Source organism: Mesorhizobium sp. B2-3-15, from assembly GCF_006442875.1.
GTDB classification, from domain to species: Bacteria; Pseudomonadota; Alphaproteobacteria; order Rhizobiales; family Rhizobiaceae; genus Mesorhizobium; species Mesorhizobium australicum.
On the sequence record NZ_VFVO01000005.1, the window covers coordinates 229,267 to 252,772 of the forward strand.

General features: G+C 65.6%; 20 protein-coding genes. 11 read left to right on the forward strand and 9 right to left on the reverse strand.

All coding sequences use genetic code 11. The annotated features are described in order from the left end of the window. Positions 1 to 112 precede the first annotated feature (112 nt). The 9 genes from murA (at position 113) to FJ954_RS12775 (ending at position 10,925) form a co-directional block, all read left to right on the forward strand. Entirely contained in the window at positions 113 to 1,369 is a 1,257-nt protein-coding gene (gene murA / locus FJ954_RS12730) for a UDP-N-acetylglucosamine 1-carboxyvinyltransferase (protein ID WP_140661519.1), read from the forward strand. Further along, a complete protein-coding gene (locus FJ954_RS12735) occupies positions 1,366 to 2,247 on the forward strand; it encodes an N-acetylglucosamine kinase (protein ID WP_015318978.1) in 882 nt (293 codons plus the stop codon). The genes murA and FJ954_RS12735 overlap by 4 nt, the downstream gene beginning before the upstream one ends. A gap of 168 nt (positions 2,248 to 2,415) precedes the next feature. Beyond that, on the forward strand, positions 2,416 to 3,339 hold the full coding sequence (gene murQ / locus FJ954_RS12740; RefSeq protein ID WP_140661520.1) for an N-acetylmuramic acid 6-phosphate etherase: 924 nt from the start codon (positions 2,416 to 2,418) through the stop codon (positions 3,337 to 3,339). Positions 3,340 to 3,459: 120 nt separating this feature from the next. Then, positions 3,460 to 4,971, forward strand: coding sequence for an ABC transporter substrate-binding protein (locus FJ954_RS12745; protein ID WP_140661521.1), 1,512 nt, complete (start codon positions 3,460 to 3,462; stop codon positions 4,969 to 4,971). Between the two features lie 31 nt (positions 4,972 to 5,002). Beyond that, on the forward strand, positions 5,003 to 5,962 hold the full coding sequence (locus tag FJ954_RS12750; protein ID WP_140661522.1) for an ABC transporter permease: 960 nt from the start codon (positions 5,003 to 5,005) through the stop codon (positions 5,960 to 5,962). Continuing rightward, the gene (locus FJ954_RS12755) at positions 5,962 to 6,801 is read left to right on the forward strand and encodes an ABC transporter permease (RefSeq protein WP_140661523.1); all 840 of its coding nucleotides are present in this window, start codon (positions 5,962 to 5,964) and stop codon (positions 6,799 to 6,801) included. The genes FJ954_RS12750 and FJ954_RS12755 overlap by 1 nt, the downstream gene beginning before the upstream one ends. Then, on the forward strand, positions 6,798 to 8,546 hold the full coding sequence (locus FJ954_RS12760) for an ABC transporter ATP-binding protein (protein ID WP_140661524.1): 1,749 nt from the start codon (positions 6,798 to 6,800) through the stop codon (positions 8,544 to 8,546). Before FJ954_RS12755 ends, FJ954_RS12760 begins: the two co-directional genes overlap by 4 nt. A 250-nt stretch (positions 8,547 to 8,796) precedes the next feature. Next, positions 8,797 to 9,804 (forward strand): serine hydrolase, encoded by a 1,008-nt coding sequence (locus tag FJ954_RS12770; protein WP_140661525.1) that lies wholly within the window; start codon positions 8,797 to 8,799, stop codon positions 9,802 to 9,804. Beyond that, positions 9,804 to 10,925, forward strand: a complete 1,122-nt coding sequence (locus tag FJ954_RS12775) for an anhydro-N-acetylmuramic acid kinase (protein ID WP_140661526.1) — start codon at positions 9,804 to 9,806, stop codon at positions 10,923 to 10,925. The genes FJ954_RS12770 and FJ954_RS12775 overlap by 1 nt, the downstream gene beginning before the upstream one ends. On the opposite strand, the gene FJ954_RS12780 is transcribed toward FJ954_RS12775, so the two are convergent. Genes FJ954_RS12780 through FJ954_RS12790 form a run of 3 tightly spaced genes read right to left on the reverse strand, consistent with a single transcriptional unit; the run spans position 10,926 to position 14,686 of the window. Next, on the reverse strand, positions 10,926 to 11,351 hold the full coding sequence (locus FJ954_RS12780; RefSeq protein WP_140661527.1) for a GNAT family N-acetyltransferase: 426 nt from the start codon (positions 11,349 to 11,351) through the stop codon (positions 10,926 to 10,928). A gap of 27 nt (positions 11,352 to 11,378) precedes the next feature. Continuing rightward, on the reverse strand, positions 11,379 to 12,734 hold the full coding sequence (locus tag FJ954_RS12785) for a sigma-54 dependent transcriptional regulator (protein ID WP_140661528.1): 1,356 nt from the start codon (positions 12,732 to 12,734) through the stop codon (positions 11,379 to 11,381). Next, positions 12,731 to 14,686 (reverse strand): sensor histidine kinase, encoded by a 1,956-nt coding sequence (locus FJ954_RS12790; RefSeq protein WP_140661529.1) that lies wholly within the window; start codon positions 14,684 to 14,686, stop codon positions 12,731 to 12,733. The genes FJ954_RS12785 and FJ954_RS12790 overlap by 4 nt, the downstream gene beginning before the upstream one ends. Positions 14,687 to 14,852: 166 nt before the next feature. Here FJ954_RS12790 and FJ954_RS12795 point away from each other — a divergent pair, with 166 nt between their 5' ends. After that, on the forward strand, positions 14,853 to 16,181 hold the full coding sequence (locus FJ954_RS12795) for a dicarboxylate/amino acid:cation symporter (RefSeq protein WP_140661530.1): 1,329 nt from the start codon (positions 14,853 to 14,855) through the stop codon (positions 16,179 to 16,181). Positions 16,182 to 16,354: 173 nt separating this feature from the next. On the opposite strand, the gene FJ954_RS12800 is transcribed toward FJ954_RS12795, so the two are convergent. From FJ954_RS12800 to FJ954_RS12825, 6 genes are read right to left on the reverse strand one after another with little or no spacing between them, the layout of a single operon-like run. Further along, on the reverse strand, positions 16,355 to 17,377 hold the full coding sequence (locus FJ954_RS12800; protein ID WP_140661531.1) for an ROK family protein: 1,023 nt from the start codon (positions 17,375 to 17,377) through the stop codon (positions 16,355 to 16,357). Beyond that, positions 17,377 to 18,099: a ribulose-phosphate 3-epimerase gene (locus FJ954_RS12805; RefSeq protein WP_140661532.1), complete on the reverse strand. Its 723-nt coding sequence runs from the start codon at positions 18,097 to 18,099 to the stop codon at positions 17,377 to 17,379. The genes FJ954_RS12800 and FJ954_RS12805 overlap by 1 nt, the downstream gene beginning before the upstream one ends. Beyond that, positions 18,096 to 18,986, reverse strand: coding sequence for an alpha/beta fold hydrolase (locus FJ954_RS12810; protein ID WP_140661533.1), 891 nt, complete (start codon positions 18,984 to 18,986; stop codon positions 18,096 to 18,098). The genes FJ954_RS12805 and FJ954_RS12810 overlap by 4 nt, the downstream gene beginning before the upstream one ends. After that, positions 18,986 to 19,804, reverse strand: a complete 819-nt coding sequence (locus FJ954_RS12815; RefSeq protein WP_140661534.1) for a sugar phosphate isomerase/epimerase — start codon at positions 19,802 to 19,804, stop codon at positions 18,986 to 18,988. Before FJ954_RS12815 ends, FJ954_RS12810 begins: the two co-directional genes overlap by 1 nt. Next, a complete protein-coding gene (locus tag FJ954_RS12820) occupies positions 19,804 to 20,880 on the reverse strand; it encodes a Gfo/Idh/MocA family oxidoreductase (protein WP_140661535.1) in 1,077 nt (358 codons plus the stop codon). Before FJ954_RS12820 ends, FJ954_RS12815 begins: the two co-directional genes overlap by 1 nt. Before the next feature lie 4 nt (positions 20,881 to 20,884). Next, positions 20,885 to 21,706, reverse strand: coding sequence for a sugar phosphate isomerase/epimerase (locus FJ954_RS12825; RefSeq protein WP_140617435.1), 822 nt, complete (start codon positions 21,704 to 21,706; stop codon positions 20,885 to 20,887). A gap of 621 nt (positions 21,707 to 22,327) precedes the next feature. Between FJ954_RS12825 and FJ954_RS12835 the strand changes: the two genes are divergently transcribed. Beyond that, positions 22,328 to 23,476 (forward strand): Gfo/Idh/MocA family oxidoreductase, encoded by a 1,149-nt coding sequence (locus FJ954_RS12835; RefSeq protein ID WP_140661536.1) that lies wholly within the window; start codon positions 22,328 to 22,330, stop codon positions 23,474 to 23,476. Positions 23,477 to 23,506: the final 30 nt, after the last annotated feature.

The following is a 23,506-nucleotide window of genomic DNA, read 5'->3' on the forward strand; positions in this document are numbered from 1 at the left end:
TATTCCAAATTTGATTGACAGCCAAGAACGCAGAATTAATTCTCAGCTCGACCCGGGGTCGCTCGGGGATTCCGCGGGCAGGTCATCGGATGTGGCCGTCAAGGTTTCAGCCATGGACAGATTGCGGATCGTCGGCGGACGGAGATTGGAAGGCGCGGTCACCATATCGGGCGCCAAGAATGCCGCTTTGCCGCAGATCGCGGCTGCGCTGCTCAGCCCCTACCCGCTGGAACTGACCAATCTGCCCGATGTGACCGACGTCGAAAACATGCTCGGCGTGGTGCGACTTCACGGCGCCGAAATCACCCGGTCCGCCCATGCCGTCACAATCGACACAAGTACCGCCGTTTCCAAGGAGACCTCCTACGACACGGTACGAAAAATGCGGGCGACGGTGCTCGTCCTGGCGCCGTTGCTGGCGCGGTTCGGCCATGCCCGGGTTTCGCTGCCGGGCGGCTGCGCGATCGGCGCGCGGCCGGTCGACATGCATGTCGCCGCACTCGCCGCGCTTGGCGCCAGGATCGCCGTCGAGAACGGCCTGATCGTCGCCTCGGCCCCGAACGGGCTGACCGGCACGCGCATCGTGCTCCCCTCGCCATCGGTCGGGGCGACGGAAACCGCCATGATGGCGGCGACCGCGGCCAAGGGCGAAACCGAGATCCTGAACGCGGCGCGCGAGCCGGAAGTGGCCGATCTCGCCGCCTGCCTCGTTGCCATGGGCGCGCGCATCGAAGGCGCCGGCACGCACCGTATCCTGATCGCGGGCGACACCAGCTGGCACGCCGCCAGGCACGACATCATCCCCGACCGCATCGAGGCCGGCACTTATGCCATCGCGGCCGCCATCACCGGCGGCCAGCTCGAACTGACGCACGCCCGGCTCGAGCACATGGCCTCGGTGGTGCAATTGCTGGAGGCGACCGGCGTCAGCGTCTGGCCAGGCGACCGCGGTCTGATCGTCTCGCGCGACCGGCCGCTCAAGGCCGCGGATCTGACGACGGAACCCTATCCGGGCTTTCCGACCGACCTGCAGGCGCAATTCATGGCGCTGATGTGCTGCGCCCAGGGTGCGTCGCTGCTGCGCGAAACCATCTTCGAGAACCGCTTCATGCATGTGCCCGAACTGATGCGGCTCGGCGCCAACATCAAGCTGCAAGGCACCATGGCGCTGGTGCGCGGCGGCGAGAAATTGCACGGCGCGCAGGTGATGGCCACCGATCTGCGGGCTTCGGTGTCGCTGGTGCTGGCGGCGCTGGTCTGTGAAGGCGAGACGACAATCAACCGCGTCTATCACCTCGACCGCGGCTACGAGCAGCTGGACCGCAAGCTGCGCCTGTGCGGCGCCGATATCGAGCGGCTGGGCGCATGAATACCGAAGCGGATTATTTTCTCGGCGTCGACGGCGGCGGCACCGGTTGCCGCGCCCGTCTCGAGGACGCGCAAGGCACGGTGCTGGGACAGGGCCTGTCGGGGCCGGCGACGACGCGGCTCGGCATCGAGGCAGCCTGGACCTCCATCGCGAAAGCTTTCGGCGCGGCGATCGAGGAAGCAGGTTTCGCGCCAGCCGAAACCGCCAAGATCCATGCCGGCATCGGCCTTGCCGGCATCGGCCGCAAAGGCGCGCTTGAGGCGTTGCGGGCAATCGCGCATCCCTTTGCCAGCATCGACTTCGTCAGCGACGGCATCGGTGCCTGCCTTGGCGCGCATTCCGGTCGGGACGGCGCCATCGTCATCGCCGGGACCGGCTCGATCGGCCTCGGCTTCGTCGAGGGCCGCGACCTGCGCGCCGGCGGCTACGGGTTTCCGATCTCCGACGAGGGCAGCGGCGCCGACCTTGGATTGAAAGCCGTGCAACTGGCATTGCGCGCCCATGACGGCCGCCACGAGCGCACGGCGCTGCTGGCGGAGGTCATGCAGCGCTTCGCGGGCGACCCCATGGAGGCTGTCGCCTGGATGGACCGCGCCAGCGCCACGGACTATGCCGCGCTTGCACCCATGGTGATGCGCCATGCCGACCAGGGGGATCCCGTTGGGCGCCGCATCGTGCAAGGTGCCGCCGAACAGATCGACACGCTGGTGCGGGTATTGTTCGAAAAAGGCGCGCTGCGCGTGACGTTGCTGGGCGGCCTCGCCAGCCCGCTGGAGCCCTGGCTTTCTCCCGATGTGCGCCGCCGCCTGAAGCCCGCCGACGGCGACGCCGTATCCGGCGCGATCATTCTTGCCAAGCGTTCGGTTTGCAAGGGATAGCCAGCACGGGCAGGAATAAAATATTCCAAATCTCTGTTGACGATGTGAATATCAAATTCTAAAAAGTTAACAAAGAAAAACTGCGATGACAGACCCAAGGTCCGTCTGCACTGGTTGCCAGTCGAGCGATGCCGGGCGCCGTGTGGCAGAACTTTTGAAAGCGCTGGGATGACCGAGCAAGGGTTGATGTCTGAGCTGGATCGCTTGGTTTCCGAGGGTCGGAACCCAAGGACCGTCGACATCGATCTGCTGCCGACCCTCGACGTGCTGCGCAGGATCAATGACGAGGACAAGATCGTCCCAGCGGCCGTCGAAAAGGTGCTGCCCGAGATTGCCGCCGCGGTGGACCGGATCGTGCTTGCCTTCGAGAGGGGCGCACGCCTCATCTACATGGGCGCCGGCACCAGCGGTCGGCTTGGCGTGCTCGACGCTTCGGAATGCCAGCCGACATTCGGCGTGCCCGAAGGCATGGTGGTCGGCCTGATTGCCGGCGGGTCCGACGCGCTGGTGCGCTCGCTCGAAGGCGCCGAGGATGACCCGAAGATGGGCGCCAAGGCCTTGCAGGGGATCGGACTCACACCCGACGACGTGGTGGTCGGCATCGCGGTCAGCGGACGCACGCCCTATGTCATCGGCGGGCTGACCCATGCCAGGCAGATCGGCGCAACGACGGTCGCCCTCTCCTGCAATCCGGCATCCACCATTGCCGGTATCGCCGACATCGCGATCTCGCCCGTCGTCGGCCCCGAAGTGCTCACCGGCTCGACCCGGCTGAAATCGGGAACCGCGCAGAAGCTGGTGCTCAACATGCTGACCACGGCCTCGATGATCCGGATCGGCAAGAGCTACCAGAATCTGATGGTCGACCTGAACCCATCGAACAGGAAGCTGGTGGCCCGGGCGATCAGGATGGTCATGCAGACGACCGGCTGTACCGCGCCGCAGGCGCGGCAGGCGCTCGACCGGACCGGCAAGGACGTCAAGTTGGCGATCCTGGTGACCATCACCGGCCTCGACGTGGACGCGGCGCGGGCCGCTTTGTCCAGGGCCGGAGGGTTCCTGCGAAAGGCGATCGGCGACGAAGCAACCTGAAGCCACTTTAGACAAGACGGCGTCAAGCCGCATAGACTGGGCCGACACTCCATAGCATGTGTGCCTTGGAAGCGGTCCTCGGAAACTGCAAGGCACCGAGTTCAATAATGGGAGACGAGAATGGTTCATCTTACAAGAAGGCTGCTTTCGGGCATCACCCTTGCCGCGATGCTCGGCATCGCGACGGTTTCGGCGCAGGCGGCGACGCTGCACATGGCCTGGTCCCAGGACGCCACCGGGCTTGATCCGCACAAGCAGACGGCCTTTTCCTCGCTGCGGCTTTTGGAGCTGATCTATGAGCCGCTGGTGCGCGTCGACGCCAGCCTGCGGATCATTCCCGCCATCGCCTCCTCCTGGGAGTTTTCGAAGGACGGCAAGGGGCTGACCTTCAAGCTCGATCCCAAGGCGAAATTCCAGGACGGCACCGCCGTGACATCCGCCGACGTCAAGGCGTCGTTCGAGCGCATTCTCGACGAGAAGACCGGTGCCGCTGCCCGCGCCAACTTCCTGTCGATCGCCAGCATCGACACGCCGGATGCGGCGACCGTCGTGTTCCACCTGTCGCAGGCCGACGCACCTATCCTGACGGCGATGAGCGACGTCAACGCGGCCATCGTTCCGGCGACCGAGATCAAGGCCGGCTCGATCGGCACCAAGACGGTCGGTTCGGGCCCGTTCAAGCTCGACAAGTGGGATCCCAACGCCAAGGAAGTCTTGAGCGCCAGCAAGAACTGGGCCGGCGGCGCGACCGGCGTCGACGGCATCGAGATCAGTGTGCTGCCCGACGAGGCGGCGATCCTCGCCGCCATGCGCACCAAGCAGATCGATTTCGCCTTGCTCAACGATCCGCTCGTCGCCACGCTGGTGCCGAAGGAAGCCAACTTGCAATTGAACCGCGTGCCGGTGCTGGCTTACAACGTGCTGCAGCTCAACCCGTCGCGGAAGCCGATGACCGAGCTCAAGGTGCGCCAGGCGATCTCCTGCGCCATCGACCGGCAGGAGGTGCTGGACACCGCCGCGCTGGGCGAAGGCAAGGTCACCGGGCCGCTGACCATCCCGGCGCTGGCCACCGATCCCAGCCAGTTGTTCTGCTACAAGCGCGATGTCGAAAGGGCCAAGAAGCTGATGGCCGAGGCCGGCTTTGCCGACGGCTTTTCGGCGACCGTGATCGGCGCCACGGGCGAGCCGCCGACGGCAGCCGCGGAAGCCCAGGTCATCCAGTCGCAGCTCGCCGAAATCGGCGTCAAACTCGGTATCAAGATGATGGAGCTCAACGTCTATGTCGACGCCTGGCTGAAGGGCGATTTCGACATGGCGATCGCGCTCAATGGCGGCCGGGCCGACCCCTATACCATGTACAACCGCTACTGGACCAAGTCAGGCAATCTGCAAAAGGTGGCGAACTACATCGACGATACGCTCGACAGCCTGATGCAGCAGGGCCGCGCAGAGACCGATCCAGCCAAACGCAAAGCGATCTTCGGCGAATTCGAGAAGCATCTCGCCGAAATGTCGCCGTGGATCTGGCTCTACACCTCCTATAGCTATACGGCGCAACAGAAGAACATATCCGGGTTCGTGCCGACGCCGACCGGCACGCTGTTCAGCCTGAGCAAGGTGACGATCCAGTAGCTTCGGCAACGGGACGAGAGGTCTTCCTGGCGTGAACTATCTCCTGCGACGGCTGGCGACGTTTCCTCTCGTGCTGCTTGGCGTGTCCATCCTGGTCTTCGTCGCGATCCGGATGGTGCCCGGCGATTCGATCACGGCGATGCTGGGCACCGAGGCCGGCCTGCTGACGCCGGCACAACGGGATTCGCTCGCCGCCTATTTCGGCATCGACCAGCCCTGGTTCGTCCAGTACTGGCGCTGGATCGGCGGCATCCTGCACGGCAATTTCGGCATATCCGTCACCTATGGCAGGCCGGTTCTCGACGTCATCCTCGAGCGCTTCCCGCTGACCTTGGAGCTGGCGCTCCTCTCTATGATCATTGCACTCGCCGTCGGCATGCCGGCCGGCATCTACGCCGCCACTCACAACGAGAAGCTGTCCGATCTCGGTGTGCGCGTTGTCGCCATGATCGGCCAGTCGACGCCGAGCTTCGTGCTTGGCTTGCTGATCATCTACACGCTGTCGGCGGGCTTCGGCGTACTGCCGGCGATGGGTGAATTCGTGCCGCTCTGGCAGGATCCCCTGCGCAATCTCAGCCAGTTGATCCTGCCCGCCATCACGCTGGGCTTTGCCTTCGCGGCGTCGGTCACCCGCATTGCGCGATCGGCAATGCTCGACGTGTTGAGCGACGATTATGTGCGCACCGCGCGCAGCAAGGGCGCTTCGGCGCGCAGCGTCATCTGGCGGCACGCTTTGCCCAATGCACTGATCCCGGTGGTGACGCTGAGCGGCATAGAATTCGGCTACCTCCTGGGCGGCGCCGTCATCGTAGAACAGATCTATGCGCTGCCCGGCCTGGGGCGCATGGTGCTCGACGCCATCCTGCAGCGCGATTACGCGCTGGTGCAGGGCAGCGTGCTTTTCATCGCCTTCAACTTCATGACCGTCAATCTCCTGGTCGACCTCGCCTATGTCGCGCTCGATCCGCGCATCCGGCTGGGGGAACAGTGATGCGCATCCTGCGTGCCATCTTCGGCCATGGCAGCGGCCGCATCGGCGGCGTCATCGTGTGCGTCTATCTGCTGCTTGCCATCCTCGGCCTGCTCGGGCTGACGCCGCACAATCCGATCACGCAGTACCGTATCGACCGGCTGCATGCGCCTAGCGCCGCCTACTGGATGGGCACCGACCTGTTCGGCCGCGACGTCGCCAGCCGCCTGATGGCGGGCATCGGCCAGTCTTTTACCGTCGCCTTCTTCTCGGTGGCCTTCGCGGCGCTTGCCGGAAAGATCCTGGGGTTGGCCGCCGCCTGGCTCGGGCGTCGCTGGGACGGCGTCGTGATGCGGATCATGGACGTGCTGCTGGCCTTCCCGGCGATCCTTCTGGCACTGCTCATCGTCACCGTCGCCGGACCCGGCACCTGGACCAGCGTCGTTGCCATCGGCATCGTCTACACGCCGATCTTCACCCGCGTGGTGCGCGGCCCCGCGCTGTCGCTCAAGACACGCGAATTCGTCGATGCCGCGCGCACCTTCGGCAGCAGCTCAAGCTACATCGTCACGCGCCACCTGCTGCTCAACCTGGTGGCGCCGCTGACCGTACAGGTGACGCTGGCACTGGCCTGGGCGCTGCTGACCGAAGCCGGCTTGAGTTTTCTCGGCCTCGGCACGCAGCCGCCCGCCGCGTCGCTCGGACTGATGCTGAGCGACAGCCGCAACCTGATGGAGACGGCACCCTGGCTGATGATCTTCCCGGGCCTGGCGATCATGATCAGCATTCTCGGCTTCAACCTTCTGGGCGACGCGTTGCGCGACATCCTCGACCCGAGGATGCGGAGCGCGTTCGCATGACCCCGCTCTTGTCAGTCTCGGACCTGCGCGTCGGCTTCAGCCGCGACCCCCGGGCCAATGAGGTGGTGCGCGGCGTCAGTTTCGATATCGCCGATGGCGAGACGCTGGCCATTGTCGGCGAAAGCGGCTCGGGCAAGTCGGTGACGGCGCTGTCGATCAACCGGCTCGTCGATTTCGGTGGCGGCCGCATCACTGGCGGCTCGATGAAGCTCAAGCGGGCCAATGGGACCGTCTTCGAGTTGACGACCGCGACCGAACCGCAACTGACCGGCATTCGCGGCGCCGAGATCGGCATGATTTTTCAGGAACCGATGACCTCGCTCAACCCGGTGCTGACCATCGGCACCCAGATCGAGGAATCGTTCCGCCTGCATCGCGGCCTGACCGGCCGGCAGGCTACTGCGGCAGCCAAGGACGCGCTCGACCGCGTGCGCATTCCCGATGCCGCAAGGCGGCTGAAATACACGCCCAACCAGCTGTCCGGCGGCATGCTGCAGCGGGTGATGATCGCCATTGCACTGGCCTGCAACCCGCGCCTGCTGATCGCCGACGAGCCGACGACGGCGCTCGACGTTACCGTGCAGGCACAGATCATGGCGCTGCTTGCCGAGCTGAAGCGCGAAAGCGGCATGTCCGTCATCTTCATCACCCACGATATCGGCCTGGTTGCCGGCATCGCCGACAAGGTGATGGTGATGCAGAACGGGCAGGCCGTCGAACAGGGTGAGCTCAACCGGATCCTCGACAGCCCCCAGCATCCCTACACCCAGCATCTGCTGCACGCCGTGCCGCATTTCGCCAGCGGTCGCGCGACGCGCTCGGATGGGCAACGCGACAACGGCGCGAGCGCCGAACCGGCCTTGAAGGTCGATGGCCTCGTGGTTCGGTTTCCCCTCAAGAGCAGTTTCTTCAGCCGCGCCACCGGCGCGGTGCATGCCGTCGACGGCGTCGATTTCGACCTGATGCACGGCGAGACGCTGGCCATCGTCGGCGAAAGCGGTTCGGGCAAATCCACTGCCGCCAAGGCGGTGCTAGGGCTTGTGCGGCCGGCGCGCGGCAGCTTCTCGGTCGGCGCCCGAGCGGCCTCGCAGAGACGCAGCGCCAGGCCCATGCAGATGGTGTTCCAGAACCCTTATGCCTCTCTCAATCCAAGGCTGACGATCGAGAGCATTCTGGCGGAACCCGTGATCGCCACCGGCGGCCGGGTGGATGCCGAAACGCGGGCCAGAATGGCGCGCCTGCTGGAACGCGTCGGCCTGCCCAAGAACAGCCTGGAGCGCTATCCGCATGAATTCTCCGGCGGCCAGCGGCAAAGGCTGTGCATCGCCCGAGCGCTGATGCTCAACCCGTCCGTCGTGGTCCTCGATGAAGCAGTGTCGGCGCTCGATGTGTCGGTGCAGGCCAAGGTGCTGGAGCTGCTGGTCGACCTGCAGCGCGAGTTTGGGCTGGCCTATCTCTTCATCTCGCATGACATGGCGGTGGTCGAGCGGATCGCGCACCGCATCGCCGTCATCTATGCCGGCCAGATCGTCGAGATCGGGGACGCGGCCTCGGTGCTGTCCAATCCGAAGCATTCCTATACGAAGAAGCTTATATCAGCCGTTCCGACTATCGACCGGCGACATGAGCGTTTCGACCTGGATACGCGCCAGGTGCCTTCGCTGGTGCGCCCGAGAGGGTTTGAGCCGGCGCCGGCGAAGTGGGAGCGGTTTGGCGGGGATCACATGGCGAGGGTGGAGGTGTGATGGACGGTGCACTGGGATATGCAAGGTCGGCGGGACAGCACCCCCCTCTGGCCTGCCGGCCATCTCCCCCGCAAGGGGGGAGATTAGCAGCTTCGGCATCCCGCCCCTTCCTGCGACGTCGGCGATTGGCGAAAGCCGCTATTACGGCCAATCTCCCCCCTTGCGGGGGAGATGTCCGGCAGGACAGAGGGGGGTGCGAAGGATCGCCGACTTTTCCGTTTGACGACATGCCCACGTGCGGAGGCCGGCATTGAGCCCCCTCACCCAGCTCTTCGACCGCGCGTTCCAACCGCTCGCAGCGGCAGTGGCGGCCAAGCGCATTCCCGGCGGCGTGCTCGGCCTGGTCGGCAGAAATGGCGAGCGCATCACCAGAGCGATCGGCTCCGCGCAGCTTGTGCCTAAAGTCAGGCCGATGACCGTTGAGACCTGGTTCGACCTGGCGTCGCTGACCAAGGTGATCTTTACCACGCCGCGTATCCTGGCGCTGGCGCAGGACGGCATCATCGATCTCGACGCGCCGCTGATTTCCCTGCTTCCCGACCTTCGCCAGTATGACGCGAACGCATGGGAGCGGAAGGTGACGTTTCGCCAGTGCCTGGGCCACCAGACGCCCTTCCCGGCGGTCGAGCCGATCTACACCTATGGGCGCGACCCCGAACTGCTGCGCGCCTTCATCCTGCAGCGGGAATGGCGGGCGCGCGACCCTGTCTATTCCGACATCAACTTCATCCTGCTCGGCTTTGCGATGGAGCGGCTGTCGGGCAAGAGCATCCGCGCCATGGAACCCGGCCCGGGCTTTGCCTGGTTCGCGGAACCCGATGCCGCCGCGGCGACCGAGGACTGCACCTGGCGCCATCGCGTGCTGTCCGGCGAGGTCCACGACGACAATTGCTCGGCGCTGCAGGGCGCCGGCCATGCCGGCCTGTTCGGCACGGCCGCTTCGGTGCTCGATTTCGCCTGGGGATTGCTGGACGGAACCGGCGCATCCGAACAGTCGATCGCGCTGATGCGCGAGCCCCTGTCCGTCACCCGCACCCATGGCTGGGAGCTCCCTTACCAAGGCTGGTCCGGCGGTGCGCTGTGCGGTCCGGGAACGATCGGCCACACCGGCTTCACCGGCACAGGATTGTGGATCGACTTCGACAAGGGTCAGGCATGGACCTTGCTTACCAACCGGATCCATCCGACACGTCATTTCGACAGCGGCATCGTTCAGCTTCGGCAAGCGGTCGGCGACCTAATCAATGGAGCTCAATGATGGAACCAATCTGGGCCGTCGGCCTGATGACCGGCACGGTGCTTGACGGCAACATCGATGTCGCCCTGATCAAGACCGATGGCGAGCGGATAGACGATTTCGGCACTTACCGGCTGATGCCTTATCCCGCCTCGATCCGGTCGCTGCTGGAAGAGACGCTGGCGGCGGCGCGGGCCTGGAATTTCACCGGGCCGGAACCTGCGATTTTCCGCAAGGCCGAAGAGGCGCTGACGCGCGCACAGTCGGCGGCGGTGAAGGAACTCGTGGAAGGTTACGGCATGACGATGGCCGAGATTGGGGTCGTCGGCTTTCACGGCCAGACCGTGCTGCATCGCGCGCCGCAGGTCGGACGGCTCGGCCAGACCCGGCAGCTCGGCGACGGCGAGCTCATGCATGCCATCCTCGGCACCAAGGTCGCCTACGATTTCCGCTCGGCCGACATGCGCGCCGGCGGACAGGGCGCGCCTTTGGCCGCTGCCTATCACACCGCGCTGATGCGCGGCGCCGGCGCCGGCGCCAGTGGCGAGGTGGCGGTACTCAATCTCGGCGGCGTCGCCAACATCACCTGGTGGGACGGCGCCGACAATGTCATCGCCTTCGACACCGGCCCCGCCAACGCGCCGCTCAATGACTTCATCAAATCGAAGGGGCTCGGCGAAATGGACCGCGACGGCGCGCTTGGCGGCGCCGGAAAGGTGGACGAAGCCCGGCTCGCCAAGCTGTTGCAGCATCCCTATCTGACCAAGGCCTATCCGAAATCACTCGACCGTTTCGATTTCGGCGCGGCCATGGCCGACGGCCTGAGCGCCGAGGATGGCGCGGCCCTGCTCACCGCCTTCACCGCGTCCGCTGTCGGCAAGGCGCTCGACCTTCTGCCCAGCCGGCCGAAGAAGCTGGTGGTCAGCGGTGGCGGTCGCCACAACCCGACAATGATGGCGATGCTCGCCAGCCGCGCCGGGGTCGAGGTCGTGCTGGCCGAAAGCCTCGGCTGGAGCGGCGACGCGGTGGAGGCGGAGTGTTTTGCCTTCCTCGCGGTTCGCGTGCTGCGCGGCCTGCCGATCAGTTTCCCGAGCACGACGGGCGCGCCGCGGCCGATGCGCGGCGGAAAGCTGGCTGGCTGATCAGTCGACCAGTTTCTTCCGCAGGAAGACGCGGCTGCGGCCGACCGGGAAATCGGCCAGCGTCCCGAAAGGCTGGTAGCCTTGCCTCTGATAGACCTTGGCGGCGTTGGGATTGAATGTGTCGATCCAGGCGTTTTGGCAGCCGCGCGCCACGGCTTCGCGTTCGGCCGCGTCGAGCATCCGGCCTGCCATGTGCTGGCCGCGCAGCCTTTCGTCGACCCACAGCCACTGCACGTAGAGCCAGCCCCAGGCGGTGTAGCCTGAAATGCCGGCGACGATCGCCCCGATCTCGTCGCGCACGAACACCGCCAGCGCCTTCTTTTCGGACGCGCCGACATCGCCGTCGTTGAACGCCGTCAGCCGTTCACTGAGAAAGGCGAGTTCTTCCGGCAGGGGATCGGCGGTCGTTTCAAGTGTCGTGTTCATGGCTTTCGCGATACTCACTTGGAAAGATCAAGAGGGACGGAAATCAGATGCGGCGATGCCATAGCGCTTGAGCTTGTCGTAGAACGTCTTGCGCGGCACGCCGAGCGCGTCGATGGCGCCGCGCACGTCGCCGCCATGGTCGCGCAGCGCGTCGCGGATGAGCTGCGCCTCGTAATGCCCGACCCGCTCCGGCAGTGCGGCGGCGGGCGCTGGCAATCGTGCGGGCGAGAACCTGGTTTCGTCATCGGGACCAAGACCGAGCGCGACGCGATCGGCGAAATGGGCGAGTTCGCGCACATTGCCCGGCCAGTCATGCGACTGGAGATGATGGCTCACGGCGGCGTTCACCTTGGCGACAGGCCGGCCAAACCGTTTCGCCGCCTTGCCAAGGAAGTGGCCGAACAGCATCTCGATATCGCCGCGCCGCTCGCGCAGCGGCGGAATGCGCAGCGTCACCACGTTAAGGCGGAAATAGAGATCCTCGCGAAAACCGCCGCGCTGGTCCTGCCGGCCGAGATCGACCTTGGTCGCCGCGACGACCCGGAGATCGAGGCGCCTTGTTTCGTTCGAGCCGAGCGGGGTGAGGCTGCGCGTCTCCAGCACCCGCAACAGCTTGACCTGCAGGGCCGGCGGCATAGATTCGATCTCGTCGAGGAACAGCGTGCCGCCGCTGGAATGCTCTATGCTGCCGATCCGCCGTCGCTGCGCCCCGGTAAACGCGCCGGCCTCGTGGCCGAACAGCTCGCTTTCGATGACGGTCTCGGGCAGAGCGCCGCAGTTCAGTGCCACGAACGGCTTTGCACGCCGCCGGCCCCACCGGTGCAGGAGGTCGGCCACCACTTCCTTGCCGGTTCCGGTCTCGCCTTCCACCAGCACGTCGACGTCCATGTCGGCGATCTGGCGCAAGGTCTCGCGCAACCGCCTTATGGCCGGCGCTTCGCCGATCAACGGCATGCCGTCCGCGGCAAGTGCGGCGGCTTCGCGGAGCCGCCGGTTTTCCATCACCAGCCGCCGTTTCTCCGATGCACGCTTCAGCGCCTCCACCAGACGCTCCCCCGCATAGGGTTTCGGGATGAAATCATAGACCCCATCCTTGAGCGCGGCGACCGCAAGATCGACATCGCCGTGCCCGGTGACCAGGATCACCGGCAAGTCGGGATCAACAGCCTTGACACGGTCGAAGAGTTGCAGCCCATTCATGCCGGGCATGCGGATGTCGCTGACGACCACACCCTCGAAGTCCCTGTCGACGACACCAAGCGCTGTCTCGGCAGCGTCGAGCCCGATCACCGTGAAGCCGGCAAGTTCGAGCAGTTGCGTGGTGGCATGCAGCAGATCCGCATCGTCGTCGACGAGCGCGACCAGCCCTGATCCCTGCGTCATTCGATCCGCCTCAAGTCGATGGTGAAGGATGCGCCGCTGGCGGTGTCGGGGTCGAGCCGCAGCGTGCCGCCCAATTCCTGGGCGATCTCCTGCGAGATCACCAGGCCGAGGCCAAGCCCCTTCTCCTTGGTGGTCTGGAACGGCATGAACAGATTGGCGGCGGCGTCCTGATCGAGGCCGGGACCATTGTCGCGCACCGAAATCAGCACGCGGTCGCCGCGTTCGGCGAGGTCGATCTCAATGCGGGGATCAGGCCGGTCCTTCATGGCGTCCAGCGCGTTCTGCAACAGGTTCACGAGGATCTGCTCCAACCGGATGCGGCTTGCCATCACCAATGGCGATGCGGTGCCGCGCGGCTTGACGATGGTGACGCCGGAATCGCGGATGCGGCCGGACAGCAGCGACAGCGCGCCCTCGATCGCCTCGCGTACCGGCAAGGGCGAGGCAGCGACGCCAGGCCGTCGCGCAAAGGTGCGCAGCGTGTTGGTGATCGCGCCGATGCGCTCGGTCATCGAGACGATCGAGGTCAGGTTGCCGCTTGCCGGTTCGGTCTTGCCGGCCTCGATAAAGCGGCGGGCATTCTCGGCATAGGTGCGGATGGCGGCGACCGGCTGATTGATCTCATGCGCCACGCCGGCGGCGATCTGGCCGAGGATGGAGAGCCGGTTGGCCTGGGCAAGATCGTCGCGCAGCCGGCGGACCTTGGCCTCGGCGTTTTCGCGCTCGGCGATTTCGCCGGCAAGGGCCGTGTTCGATCGCGTCAGTTCGGCGGTCCGGGAACTGACCCGGCTTTCGAGTTCGGCATTCATGCGCGCCAGCGCCTCCTGCCGCAGCCGGCGTGTGCGCCGGCGCCGGGTGAACACATAGGCAAGCAGCCCCATCAGCAGCAGCCCGAGCAGTGTCGTCAGGCGCGCCGTGTTGGCGGCGGCGGTCAAGGCGGCATCGGCGGGCGTCAGCAGCCACAGGCGCCAGCCGGGGACGGCACCGGGCAAGTCCTGCACCACCTCGACGAACCGGCGCGATTTTCCGGCTTCTTCGATCGTCGCCAGGCCGTCACCGGCGCCACGCCGTATCGGCAGCGGCTCGAAGGCGGCGTCGACCAGTTGAAGCTGGTCATGCGCCGCGGCGGCATCCGCGGCGGAGAGCGGCGCCAGCGCATGGAACCGCCAGTCGGGCTGGCTGGTGGCCAGAACGACGCCGCGCTCGTCGGTGACGAAAACGAGAAAGCCGCTCGCCCGCCAATTGGCTTCGACACCGCCGAGTTCGACCTTCAGAACCGCGACGCCAAGCGGTTTGCCACCGTCGTCGACACGGCCGGCAAGGTAGAGTCCCGGCTTGCCGCTGATCGTGCCGAGGCCATACTGGCTGGCCGCGCCCTTGGCCATCGCATCGGTGAAATAGTGGCGAAAATTATAATCGATGCCGACAAAGCTGTCCGGCTGGCCGGCATTGCTGGCCGATATCGCCATGCCCGCCGTATCGATGACATAGATGGCCGAGGCCGACGCATCGCCGGCTATGGCCTTCAGCTTGGCGTCGAGCGCTGTTTCCTCGACTTTCCCGGCACGGCGCAGCGCATCACGCACCGCATCGTCGCGCGCCAGCACCAGCGGCACGAGACGTTGCTTTTCGATTTCGCCGGTCAGGGTTCCGGCCGCCAGCGGCAAGGCGGCCAATGCCCCGTCGCGCAGGTCATCGGCGGCCTGACCCTCGGCGATGCGCCCGGCGGTGGCAACCGCGCCGGCAAGCAGAGCGAGCGCTATTGCCGCAAACAGCCAACGGCCGCGCAGGCGCGCTACCGCTTCGCGCAGCAGGTCGCGGCCGGCAAACCCGGGGGATCCGCTATCGATGCGCTGTTGTGGCGTCGGCCCTCTCCCTTTGCTCCCCGGCTTTGCCCCCAGTCTAATGCGGAATTCCGCCCAGGCAAACAAGACCTGTGCGGAAATCCGCACAACTCTCCGTCAAAGGCAAGGCAGGAACGGCTGAACCCAGGGATTCCGGCCTGTCCGGCATCTGGCACAGCGTTTGCAAACATCCGTGCAGCGGCGGGCGACCGGAACGCCGCGATGGGAGAAGTCACGCAGGGCGGGTTCCGTCCATCCGGCCAGGGAGAGTTCGATGCATATCGCAGACCAATCCGCCGCGCCCGCCGCGCAGCGCAAGCCCCTCTATGCCCAGCTCTACGTCCAGGTGCTGGTGGCGATCACCGTCGGCATCCTGCTCGGCCATTACTATCCGGCGATCGGCGAGAGCATGAAGCCGCTCGGCGACGCCTTCATCAAGCTGGTGAAGATGATCATCGCCCCGGTCATCTTCCTGACGGTGGCAACCGGCATCGCCGGCATGAGCGACCTGCAGAAGGTCGGCCGCGTCGCCGGCAAGGCGATGCTCTACTTCCTCACCTTCTCCACGCTGGCACTGATCATCGGCCTTGTCGTGGCCAATGTCGTGCAGCCGGGCGCCGGCTTCAACATCGATCCGGCGACGCTCGACGCCTCGACGGTCAACACTTACGCCGCCAAGGCACATGACCAGTCGGTTACCGGCTTCCTGATGAACATCATCCCGACGACGATCGTCGGCGCCTTCGCAGACGGCGACATCCTGCAGGTGCTGTTCTTCTCGGTGCTGTTCGGCATCGCGCTGGCGCTGGTCGGCGACAAGGGCACGCCGGTGCTCAATTTCCTGCAAGCGCTGATGGCGCCGATGTTCAAGCTGGTCAGCGTGCTGATGAAGGCAGCCCCGATCGGCGCGTTCGGTGCGATGGCCTTCACCATCGGCAAATACGGCATCGGCTCGGTCATCAACCTCGCAATGCTGGTCGGAACCTTCTACGCGACCTCGTTCCTGTTCGTGTTCGTCGTGCTCGGTGCCGTCTGCCGCTACAACGGCTTCTCGATCCTGTCGCTGATCCGCTACATCAAGGAAGAGCTGCTGCTGGTGCTCGGCACCTCGTCGTCGGAAGCGGCCCTGCCCTCGCTGATGGAGAAGATGGAGAAGGCCGGCGCCAAGCGCTCGGTGGTCGGACTGGTCATCCCGACCGGCTATTCCTTCAATCTCGACGGCACCAACATCTACATGACGCTTGCCGCCCTGTTCATTGCCCAAGCGACGAACATCCATCTGTCGATATCAGACCAGATCCTGCTTTTGCTGGTGGCGATGCTGTCGTCCAAGGGTGCCGCCGGCATCACCGGGGCAGGCTTCATCACCCTGGCCGCCACGCTTTCGGTGGTTCCCTCGGTGCCGGTCGCCGGCATGGCGCTGATCCTCGGCGTCGACCGCTTCATGTCGGAATGCCGGGCGCTGACCAACTTCGTCGGCAATGCGGTGGCGACGCTGGTCGTGGCGCGCTGGGAAGGCGAACTCGACGAGGCCAAGCTGGCGAGAGCGCTGGCTGGGACCGCCGACGACAGCCTGCCGGCGGACATCGTTCCCGCCGAGTGATCCACGGTTTCATACGACGGACAATGGCCGCAAGCACGCCGCTTGCGGCCATGGTCATGTTTCATCGCTATCAGGCGGCTTTGCGCAGCGGTGGCACGGCCTTGCCATCTGCCACGAGGGGTCGCAGCGCGACGGATCGACTTGCAGCGAGACAGGACCGCGCCAGCTTGAGCTCAGCCCTTGAAGTCCCTCCGCGTGTCCGGATATGTACTTGGGCCGACGGGAATGGGAGCCGCCAACGTGCCCAAATCATCGAACAGGACGAGGCTGGCCGCGCCGACCAGCCCGGCATGGCGGCCGAGCCGGGCCTGGACGACCGGCACGTCGCGATAGGCGCGCATGGCGCGCTGGCGGATGGTCGCCCCGATGACGGGCGCCATCAGGTCGAGGCCATTGGCGATGCCGCCGCCAACGACCAGCACGTCGGGCGAATAGAGGTGCAAAAGGTTGGTGAAGCCGACGCCCAGCCAGCGCGCCTCCTCCTCGAGCAGAGCCAGAGCGAGGTCGTCCTGCAGCCGCGCGGCCTCGACCACGTGACGACCCATGACCTCGGCGTTGGCCGAGAGGCGGCGCAGCGTCGAACCGTCCAAAGGAGACGTTGCGGCATTGGCGCGGCGGCCGAGCGCGGTTCCCGAAGCGATCGCCTCGAAGCAGCCGACGACGCCGCACACGCAGCGCTCGCCTTCGTTGGTGATGGTCATGTGGCCGATCTCCGCGGCAAGACCGCGACGGCCGTGCAGGATGCGTCCGTCGGCGACGACGCCACCGCCGATCCCGGTCGAGACGGTGACGAAGACCAGGGAGCGCGCACCGTGGCCGGCGCCGAAGCGCCATTCGCCGAGCGCTGCCGCATTGGCGTCGTTCTCCAGCCGCACCGGCAGGCCGAGCCGCCGCTCGAGGATGTCGGCCAGCGGCACGTCCTGCCAGCCGGCCAGCGTCGGCGGTCCGACGGCGATGCCGGCCAGCGGATCGAGCGGGCCCGGCGCGCCGACGCCGACGCCGAGGATCGACAGCCCCGGCGCTTCGGCATGAATGGTCGCGGCCAGCGCCTCGATCTGGCCGATCACCACGTCGGGGCCGGCCTGCGCCTGCGTCGGCACAGCCGCGAAGGCCAGGATCTTGCCGTCACGGTCGACCAGGGCGGCACGAAGCTCGGTGCCGCCAAGATCGATCGCGAGGGCGACTTCAATGCTCATCAGGCCGCGACCTTCAGACCATGCAGCCAGCCGATGCGGCTGGCGAGATCCTCGTCGCCGAAAGCGAGCGAACCGAGCACCACGGTCTCGGCGCCGGCGGCGCGCAGCAGCGGCACGGTTTCGTGGCGGATGCCGCCATCGGCGGCGAGCACCACGGCCGACTCACGACCAGCGTTCCTCAGGATGGCGCGGGCTTCGCCCAGCCTGTCACAGGCCTTCTCCGACAGGCCCTGGCCCTTGACGCCGATCGCGGTTCCAAGAAGCGTGACGAACGCCACTTCGGAGACGAAAGGCTTCATCGCCTCTACAGGGGTCTCCAGCCTCAGCACAACGCCGGCCTCGGCGCCGAGTTCATGCGCCAGCCGCACCGCGCGCAGACCCGCCTCGCCGTTCTCGGCATGGACGCTGATCATGTCGGCGCCGGCCTCGATGAACTGGCGCGTCTGTTCTTCGACGATTGCTTGGTCGACCATCAGATGGACGTGGACGGGCCTGGCCGTCAGTTTGGCGATACGGGCGACGAGATCGGGGAAGAACAGGAAGGACGGCGCGAAATGGCCGTCCGCGACGTCGATGTGGTGCACATCAACATAGGGTTCGATGCGCTGCAAGTCGCTCTCGAAATTGGCGAGATTGGCCGACCACGATGAGAATTCGGCGATCAGACGGTCGCGCGGCAGTGCGGCGATGGCGGCCGGGCCTGACAAAGGTTTCGAGATCATGAGTGGTCCTGGTTGTTGAAATTTCTATCGAGAAAGCCGCCGATGGCGGCGCGGATTCCGGTGAAATGGCGATCCTTGTCGGCGGCTTTCGGCGTCACCTCGGTGAAGGCGGCGCCGGGGATGGTCTCAGCCAGTTCGCGGGCGGTCGCCAAGGGATGGACGAGGTCGATGCCGCTGCCGATGACAAGCGTCGGGATTGCGAGGCCGGTCGCCATCGCCCGCGTCACGCCAGGCCCGTCATTGGCGATCGCCTGCATCACCTCGGCAAAAACGCTCGCGTTGTCACGCGCGAAGAAGCCGAGCAACGAGGCGAGATTGTCCGGCGCCTCGCTGCGAAAGCGGGCCGCCGTTGCCGAAGCCGCGAAGATGTCGCGCGCCCCTTCCAGCGGGTGGTCGCGGATGAGTTCCGCCACTTCGACGTAAGGGCGCATGTTTTGCGGGGCCGCGTCGAAGGTCCAGGCCGGGCGCACCAGGACAAGACCGGTGACGCGAGCCGGGTGGCGGGCCGCCAGGTGCAGTGCAATGGCGGCGCCCATCGAGATGCCACCGGCAACGAAGCGCTCAATGCCAGCTGCATCGGCAGCGGCGAGCACATCGTTGGCGAACATCCCGATCGAAAACGGACGCTTGCCGCCGGCACCTGAGCCGCCCTGCGCGCGGCATTCCACCGTCAGCCGGCGGCGCGACGGACTGTCGGGAAAGTTCAGCGCCACCTGCGCGGCATCGCCGCCGAGGCCATGCTGGAAGACGATGGGAAGCCCCTGCCCCGTGTCGAAGACCTGGGTGTCCAAGACCTGGGTGTCGAAGACGTGGGTGTCGAAGACGTGGGTGTCGAAGACGTGGAGCGCAGCGTCGTCGCGCAGCATGATCGTCGGCGCGGCACCCATCAGAGCAGCCCCCGCAGGATGGTTGCGACGCCAGGAGCCTCGTCGGCGGACAAGCCGTGCGTGACCAGCGCGCCATCGAAACCCACCCCCTTCAATCGCGCGACGAAATCCGGGAAGTCGACGACACCCTGGCCTGATGTGGCGAAGCGGCCGTCGGCAAAACGATCCTTGGCGTGCGCCATGGCGATGTGGCCAGCGGCCTCATCGATCGCGGCGGCGACGATGGCTCTCGCTTCATCGGGCTTTGCATGCTCGAACAGGTTGGCGGGGTCGAGCACGATCTTCAGATGCTTCGAACCCATCTCGGCGATCAGCCGGGTCGCATCCATGGCCGAGGTGACGATGTTGGCCTGCTCGGGCTCGATACCGAGATCGATGCCGGCCTCCTCGGCCAGCGCCAGTGCCTTCGCCATTTCGACGGCCATGTCGAACCAGGCCGACGGATCGGCATTGTCGGGATGGTATGCCCATTGGTCGGCTGCGTTGCGCGAGCCGGTGCAGAGCGTCACCAGTGGGATGTCGAGCTTGGCTGCAGTGTCGATGACCACCGCCAGGCGCCTCAGCCCGTCGTCGCGCGCAGCCTTGTCGGGATGCGCCATGTTGTAGGTGCCCGACAGCGCGGCCAGCGAAACGCCTGACGATCGCGCGGCGGCACCAATGGCGGCGCCGGCATTCGCCGGCACGGCATCCGGCATCGACGGCAGGCCGGCGCAGGCGAGATTGAACTGCGTCGTCTCGTAGCCGGCCTGCTTCACGGCAGCCAGCACGGTGGCCGGGTCGGTGCCCGCAAATGTCTTGGCGAAGATGCCGAGGCGCATCAGACCGCACCCGAAACCGAGGCAAGCTCGATCCGCTCGCCAGTCTCCACAGAGCGCGCAATCGCCACCATGGCGCGGATCGACGCGATGCCGTCCCCGACATTGGCGCCGCGCATCGGCGCGCCGGTGAGCACGGTGTCGGCAAGGCCCTCGAGCTGGCGGCGGAAGAAGTGGCCGTCAGCGCCAAGCGGTTTTCGCGAGGTCGCGTCCTTCTCATGGAAGATGTCGACCTCGCTGGCGCGGAAATACCAAGGGTTGAAGGTCCTGGCGATGACGGAACCGTTCTCGCCATAGAGTTGAAACCCTTCGTGCCAGTCCATGCGCACGGCGACGGTGAGGTCGAGATGGCCAAGCGCGCCGCTGGCGAATTCGGTTTCGACGAACCAGCAATAGGCGCCGAAGCGCTCGTTGAGGCGGGCGCGCACGGCAACGATATTGCCACAGAGGAAGCGGGCGGTGTCAACCAGATGCGATCCGTGCGCCAGCATGAAATATTGCCTGAGATCAGCCTTGGGATTTCCGCCCGGCTTTTTCGCGAGCTTGCTGGTGACGGGCAGCGGCTGCACGGCGTCGGTGTTGGTGTAGCGGTGGGTGGAATCGCAATACCAGGCCTTCAGTGCCAGCACCTCGCCCATCTCGTCGCGGACGAAGTCGCGGGCGGCCTCCAGCGCCGGATCGAAGCGCTTCATGTGGCCGACCTGCAGCACCTTGCCGGAGCGCTTCACCGCCTCGGCCAGCGCCTCGCCTTCCTCGACCGAGGTACCGATCGGTTTTTCGCAGAGAACATGCTTGCCGGCATCGAGCGCCTTGATCGACATCGGCACGTGATAGGCATCCGACGTGGCGACGATGACCGCTTCGAGCTCGGGATCGGCGAGCATGGCGTCATAGTCGGCATACATCTTCTTTGGTTCATAGGTGGCGCCCATGCGGGCGAGCAAATCGGGTGCCGCATCGCAGATGGCGTAGAGGTCGGCATTGCCGGCCTTGACGCAGGATTCCAGATGCGCGAACTGCGCGATCGGGCCGCAGCCGAGCACACCGACCCTGAGGCGTCTGTCCTGTTTCTGGATCATCGTCTCAGGCCCCGTAGCCGCGCATGGTCCGGCGGTTGGTCTTGACCGCGCCGGCCGGATCGGCGGCGGCGGTGTCGGATTCTTCTTCCAGCACCAGCCAGCCGTTGAAGTTCGGCGCGGTACCGGCGATCTCGATGACTTGAGGCGTGTCGCAGACGCCTTGGCCCAGCATCGCCCAGGTGCCGTCGGCATCGACGTCCTTGAGGTGGATGTAGCGGATGCGGTCGCGGTAGGTGGTGAGCGTGTCGGCCATGTCCCTGTGGCCGCGCAGGATGTGACCGGTGTCCGGCACCCAGCCGACCAGATCGGGGTCGAGCAAGGCAAAAATCGCGTCGTAATCGGCGCGGTCGAACAGCAGCGTGTTGTGGTGCGAACTCGGATGCACCGCCACCTGGACACCCGCCTTGCGGCCGAGTTCGCCGGCCTTGTTGTAAACCTCGGCCGCGACAGCGAATTTGTCGTGGCGTGGCCCGTCGGAGACGACGGTGGCCGAGCCCATCGACACGAGCGCATCGGGAAAGTTTGCCACGAAATCGATCCAGCGCCTGGCGGTTTCGAGATCGGTGCCGATCCCGTCCTTGAGCGTGAAGCCGCTCCTGGAGCCAAAGGCGAAGGAAACGAGCGCCAGACCGGACGACTTCAGCGCGGCGGCGAACTCGGTGGGTTTGCCGGCATAGTGGCCGATCATGGTGTCGGTGATCTCGATGCCGGCATAGCCACCATCGGCGATCGCCTTCAACAGATCGTCGGGGCCGCCGGTGAACCGGTCTCCCAGCATTTCCCAGGTGAAGGTCTGGCAGCCGACTTTGAGGTCTTCCACGTTCATCCTTTCATTCCTTGATCCCGCCTATTCCTTGATGCCGCCCTTGTCGGCCCTTCGATGATGCAAGAACGGCACGAGTGCAATTGGCGGAACGGTGACAACGGCAGAGGCGCGGCGATATCGCCCGCCAGCAGACAGGGTCCAATCATCCATTGCAACACACGGACCCGTCAGTCTCCTTGGGAGGGACATCCTATTTGACCGAGCCTGGGTCATGCGGATTCGAGCAAATGAGGCGTCAGCGGGACCTCCAAGGCATTTTCGCTGTCTGGCGTCGATGTGGTGATCACGGACGATGGCCTGCCCGGTCCAATACGCAGCCAGCTTGATAGGATCGGGGCCATGGTGATCTATGCCTTAACCCGTCGCGATCCCTGGCCGCCCTCGAAATATCCGAGGCGCGAATGACCCACGGGCTTTGGCGCCCGCGATCGGCCGGTTTTCATGTCCGTCATTTTCTCCTCCCAGGGCCAGCAGACTCCCGACACCGCGCAGGCATTTCCGCATGTTCTATAAAAATTTTACGCGCGTCAATATTTAAAACGTTGTATAGCCATTTCGAGCCCGATCCGGCACCGTCGCGACGATCGGGCAGACGTGATCGCATTGGGAGGTACGACAGAAATGCAGGCAAACTCACAAGCCAAACTCGGCATCGGCGTCATCGGATGCGGCAACATCTCGATGACCTACCTGCGCAATGCCGCGCTTTTCGGCGGCATCGAATTGCGCGCCTGCGCCGATATTTCAGCCGAGATGGCGGCGCTGCGAGCCAAGGAATACGGTATCCGGCCCCTTGACGTCGATGCGCTGCTGGCCGATCCCGAGATCGACCTCGTCCTCAACCTGACCATTCCGGCGGCGCATTTCGATATTTCATTCTCCGCCCTTTCGGCGGGAAAGCATGTCTTCACCGAAAAACCGCTCGCAACCTCGGCCGGCGACGGCCGCCGCCTGGTGGCGGAGGCGGCCAAACGCGGCCTGCTGCTCGGCTCGGCTCCAGACACCTTCCTTGGCGCAGCCGGACGCAAAGCGCGCCGCCTGATGGATGAGGGCGCCATCGGCCGCCCTGTCACCGGCACCGCCTTCATGATGGGGCGCGGCATGGAACACTGGCATCCCAATCCGCAATTCTATTATCAGCCGGGCGGCGGCCCGGTGTTCGACATGGGTCCCTATTATCTGACCATGCTGGTCAATCTGCTCGGCCCGGTCGCACGCGTCATGGCGATGGTGACACGCGGCCAAGAGGAACGCCTGATCACGGCCGAAGGGCCGTTCAAGAACACCAAATTCAAGGTCGGCACGCCGACCAGTGTGCTGTCGCTGCTCGAATTCCGCTCCGGCGCGACCGTCACTTTCGGCGCGTCATGGGATGTCTTCAGGCATTCCAATCATCCGATCGAACTGCACGGCACGGAAGGCTCGCTGCGGCTGCCCGACCCGGATACGTTCGGCGGCACGGTGTCGCTGTCGGAACGCGGCGCCGACTGGAAGGATTTCGCCAGCGAAGGCGAACTCTACGGCGCCTGCAACTGGCCTTACGCGGCGCCCGACCGCGCCAACTACCGCATGCTCGGCGTCGCCGACCTGGTGCGTTCGCTGCAGACAGGCGCGACGCCCCGCGCTTCCGGCAATCTGGCGCTGCATGTGCTGGAGATCATGGAAGCGATCCTGCATTCGGGCGAGACGAAAAGTCCGGTCGCCATAGCAGGTGACGTCGTCCAGCCGGCCCTGCTTGGCGAAGACGAGGCGCGCGGCCTGCTCGCCTAAACGTTCCTTGTTTTCCCGCAATTCCGGACG

Bases quoted from the DNA above. Each gene is read 5' to 3' on its own strand.
- murA (WP_140661519.1), top strand. From the start codon at position 113: ATGGACAGATTGCGGATCGTCGGCGGACGGAGATTGGAAGGCGCGGTC.
- FJ954_RS12735 (WP_015318978.1), top strand. From the start codon at position 1,366: ATGAATACCGAAGCGGATTATTTTCTCGGCGTCGACGGCGGCGGCACC.
- murQ (WP_140661520.1), top strand. From the start codon at position 2,416: ATGACCGAGCAAGGGTTGATGTCTGAGCTGGATCGCTTGGTTTCCGAG.
- FJ954_RS12745 (WP_140661521.1), top strand. From the start codon at position 3,460: ATGGTTCATCTTACAAGAAGGCTGCTTTCGGGCATCACCCTTGCCGCG.
- FJ954_RS12755 (WP_140661523.1), top strand. From the start codon at position 5,962: ATGCGCATCCTGCGTGCCATCTTCGGCCATGGCAGCGGCCGCATCGGC.
- FJ954_RS12760 (WP_140661524.1), top strand. From the start codon at position 6,798: ATGACCCCGCTCTTGTCAGTCTCGGACCTGCGCGTCGGCTTCAGCCGC.
- FJ954_RS12775 (WP_140661526.1), top strand. From the start codon at position 9,804: ATGGAACCAATCTGGGCCGTCGGCCTGATGACCGGCACGGTGCTTGAC.
- FJ954_RS12780 (WP_140661527.1), bottom strand. From the start codon at position 11,351: ATGAACACGACACTTGAAACGACCGCCGATCCCCTGCCGGAAGAACTC.
- FJ954_RS12785 (WP_140661528.1), bottom strand. From the start codon at position 12,734: ATGACGCAGGGATCAGGGCTGGTCGCGCTCGTCGACGACGATGCGGAT.
- FJ954_RS12795 (WP_140661530.1), top strand. From the start codon at position 14,853: ATGCATATCGCAGACCAATCCGCCGCGCCCGCCGCGCAGCGCAAGCCC.
- FJ954_RS12800 (WP_140661531.1), bottom strand. From the start codon at position 17,377: ATGAGCATTGAAGTCGCCCTCGCGATCGATCTTGGCGGCACCGAGCTT.
- FJ954_RS12805 (WP_140661532.1), bottom strand. From the start codon at position 18,099: ATGATCTCGAAACCTTTGTCAGGCCCGGCCGCCATCGCCGCACTGCCG.
- FJ954_RS12810 (WP_140661533.1), bottom strand. From the start codon at position 18,986: ATGGGTGCCGCGCCGACGATCATGCTGCGCGACGACGCTGCGCTCCAC.
- FJ954_RS12815 (WP_140661534.1), bottom strand. From the start codon at position 19,804: ATGCGCCTCGGCATCTTCGCCAAGACATTTGCGGGCACCGACCCGGCC.
- FJ954_RS12820 (WP_140661535.1), bottom strand. From the start codon at position 20,880: ATGATCCAGAAACAGGACAGACGCCTCAGGGTCGGTGTGCTCGGCTGC.
- FJ954_RS12825 (WP_140617435.1), bottom strand. From the start codon at position 21,706: ATGAACGTGGAAGACCTCAAAGTCGGCTGCCAGACCTTCACCTGGGAA.
- FJ954_RS12835 (WP_140661536.1), top strand. From the start codon at position 22,328: ATGCAGGCAAACTCACAAGCCAAACTCGGCATCGGCGTCATCGGATGC.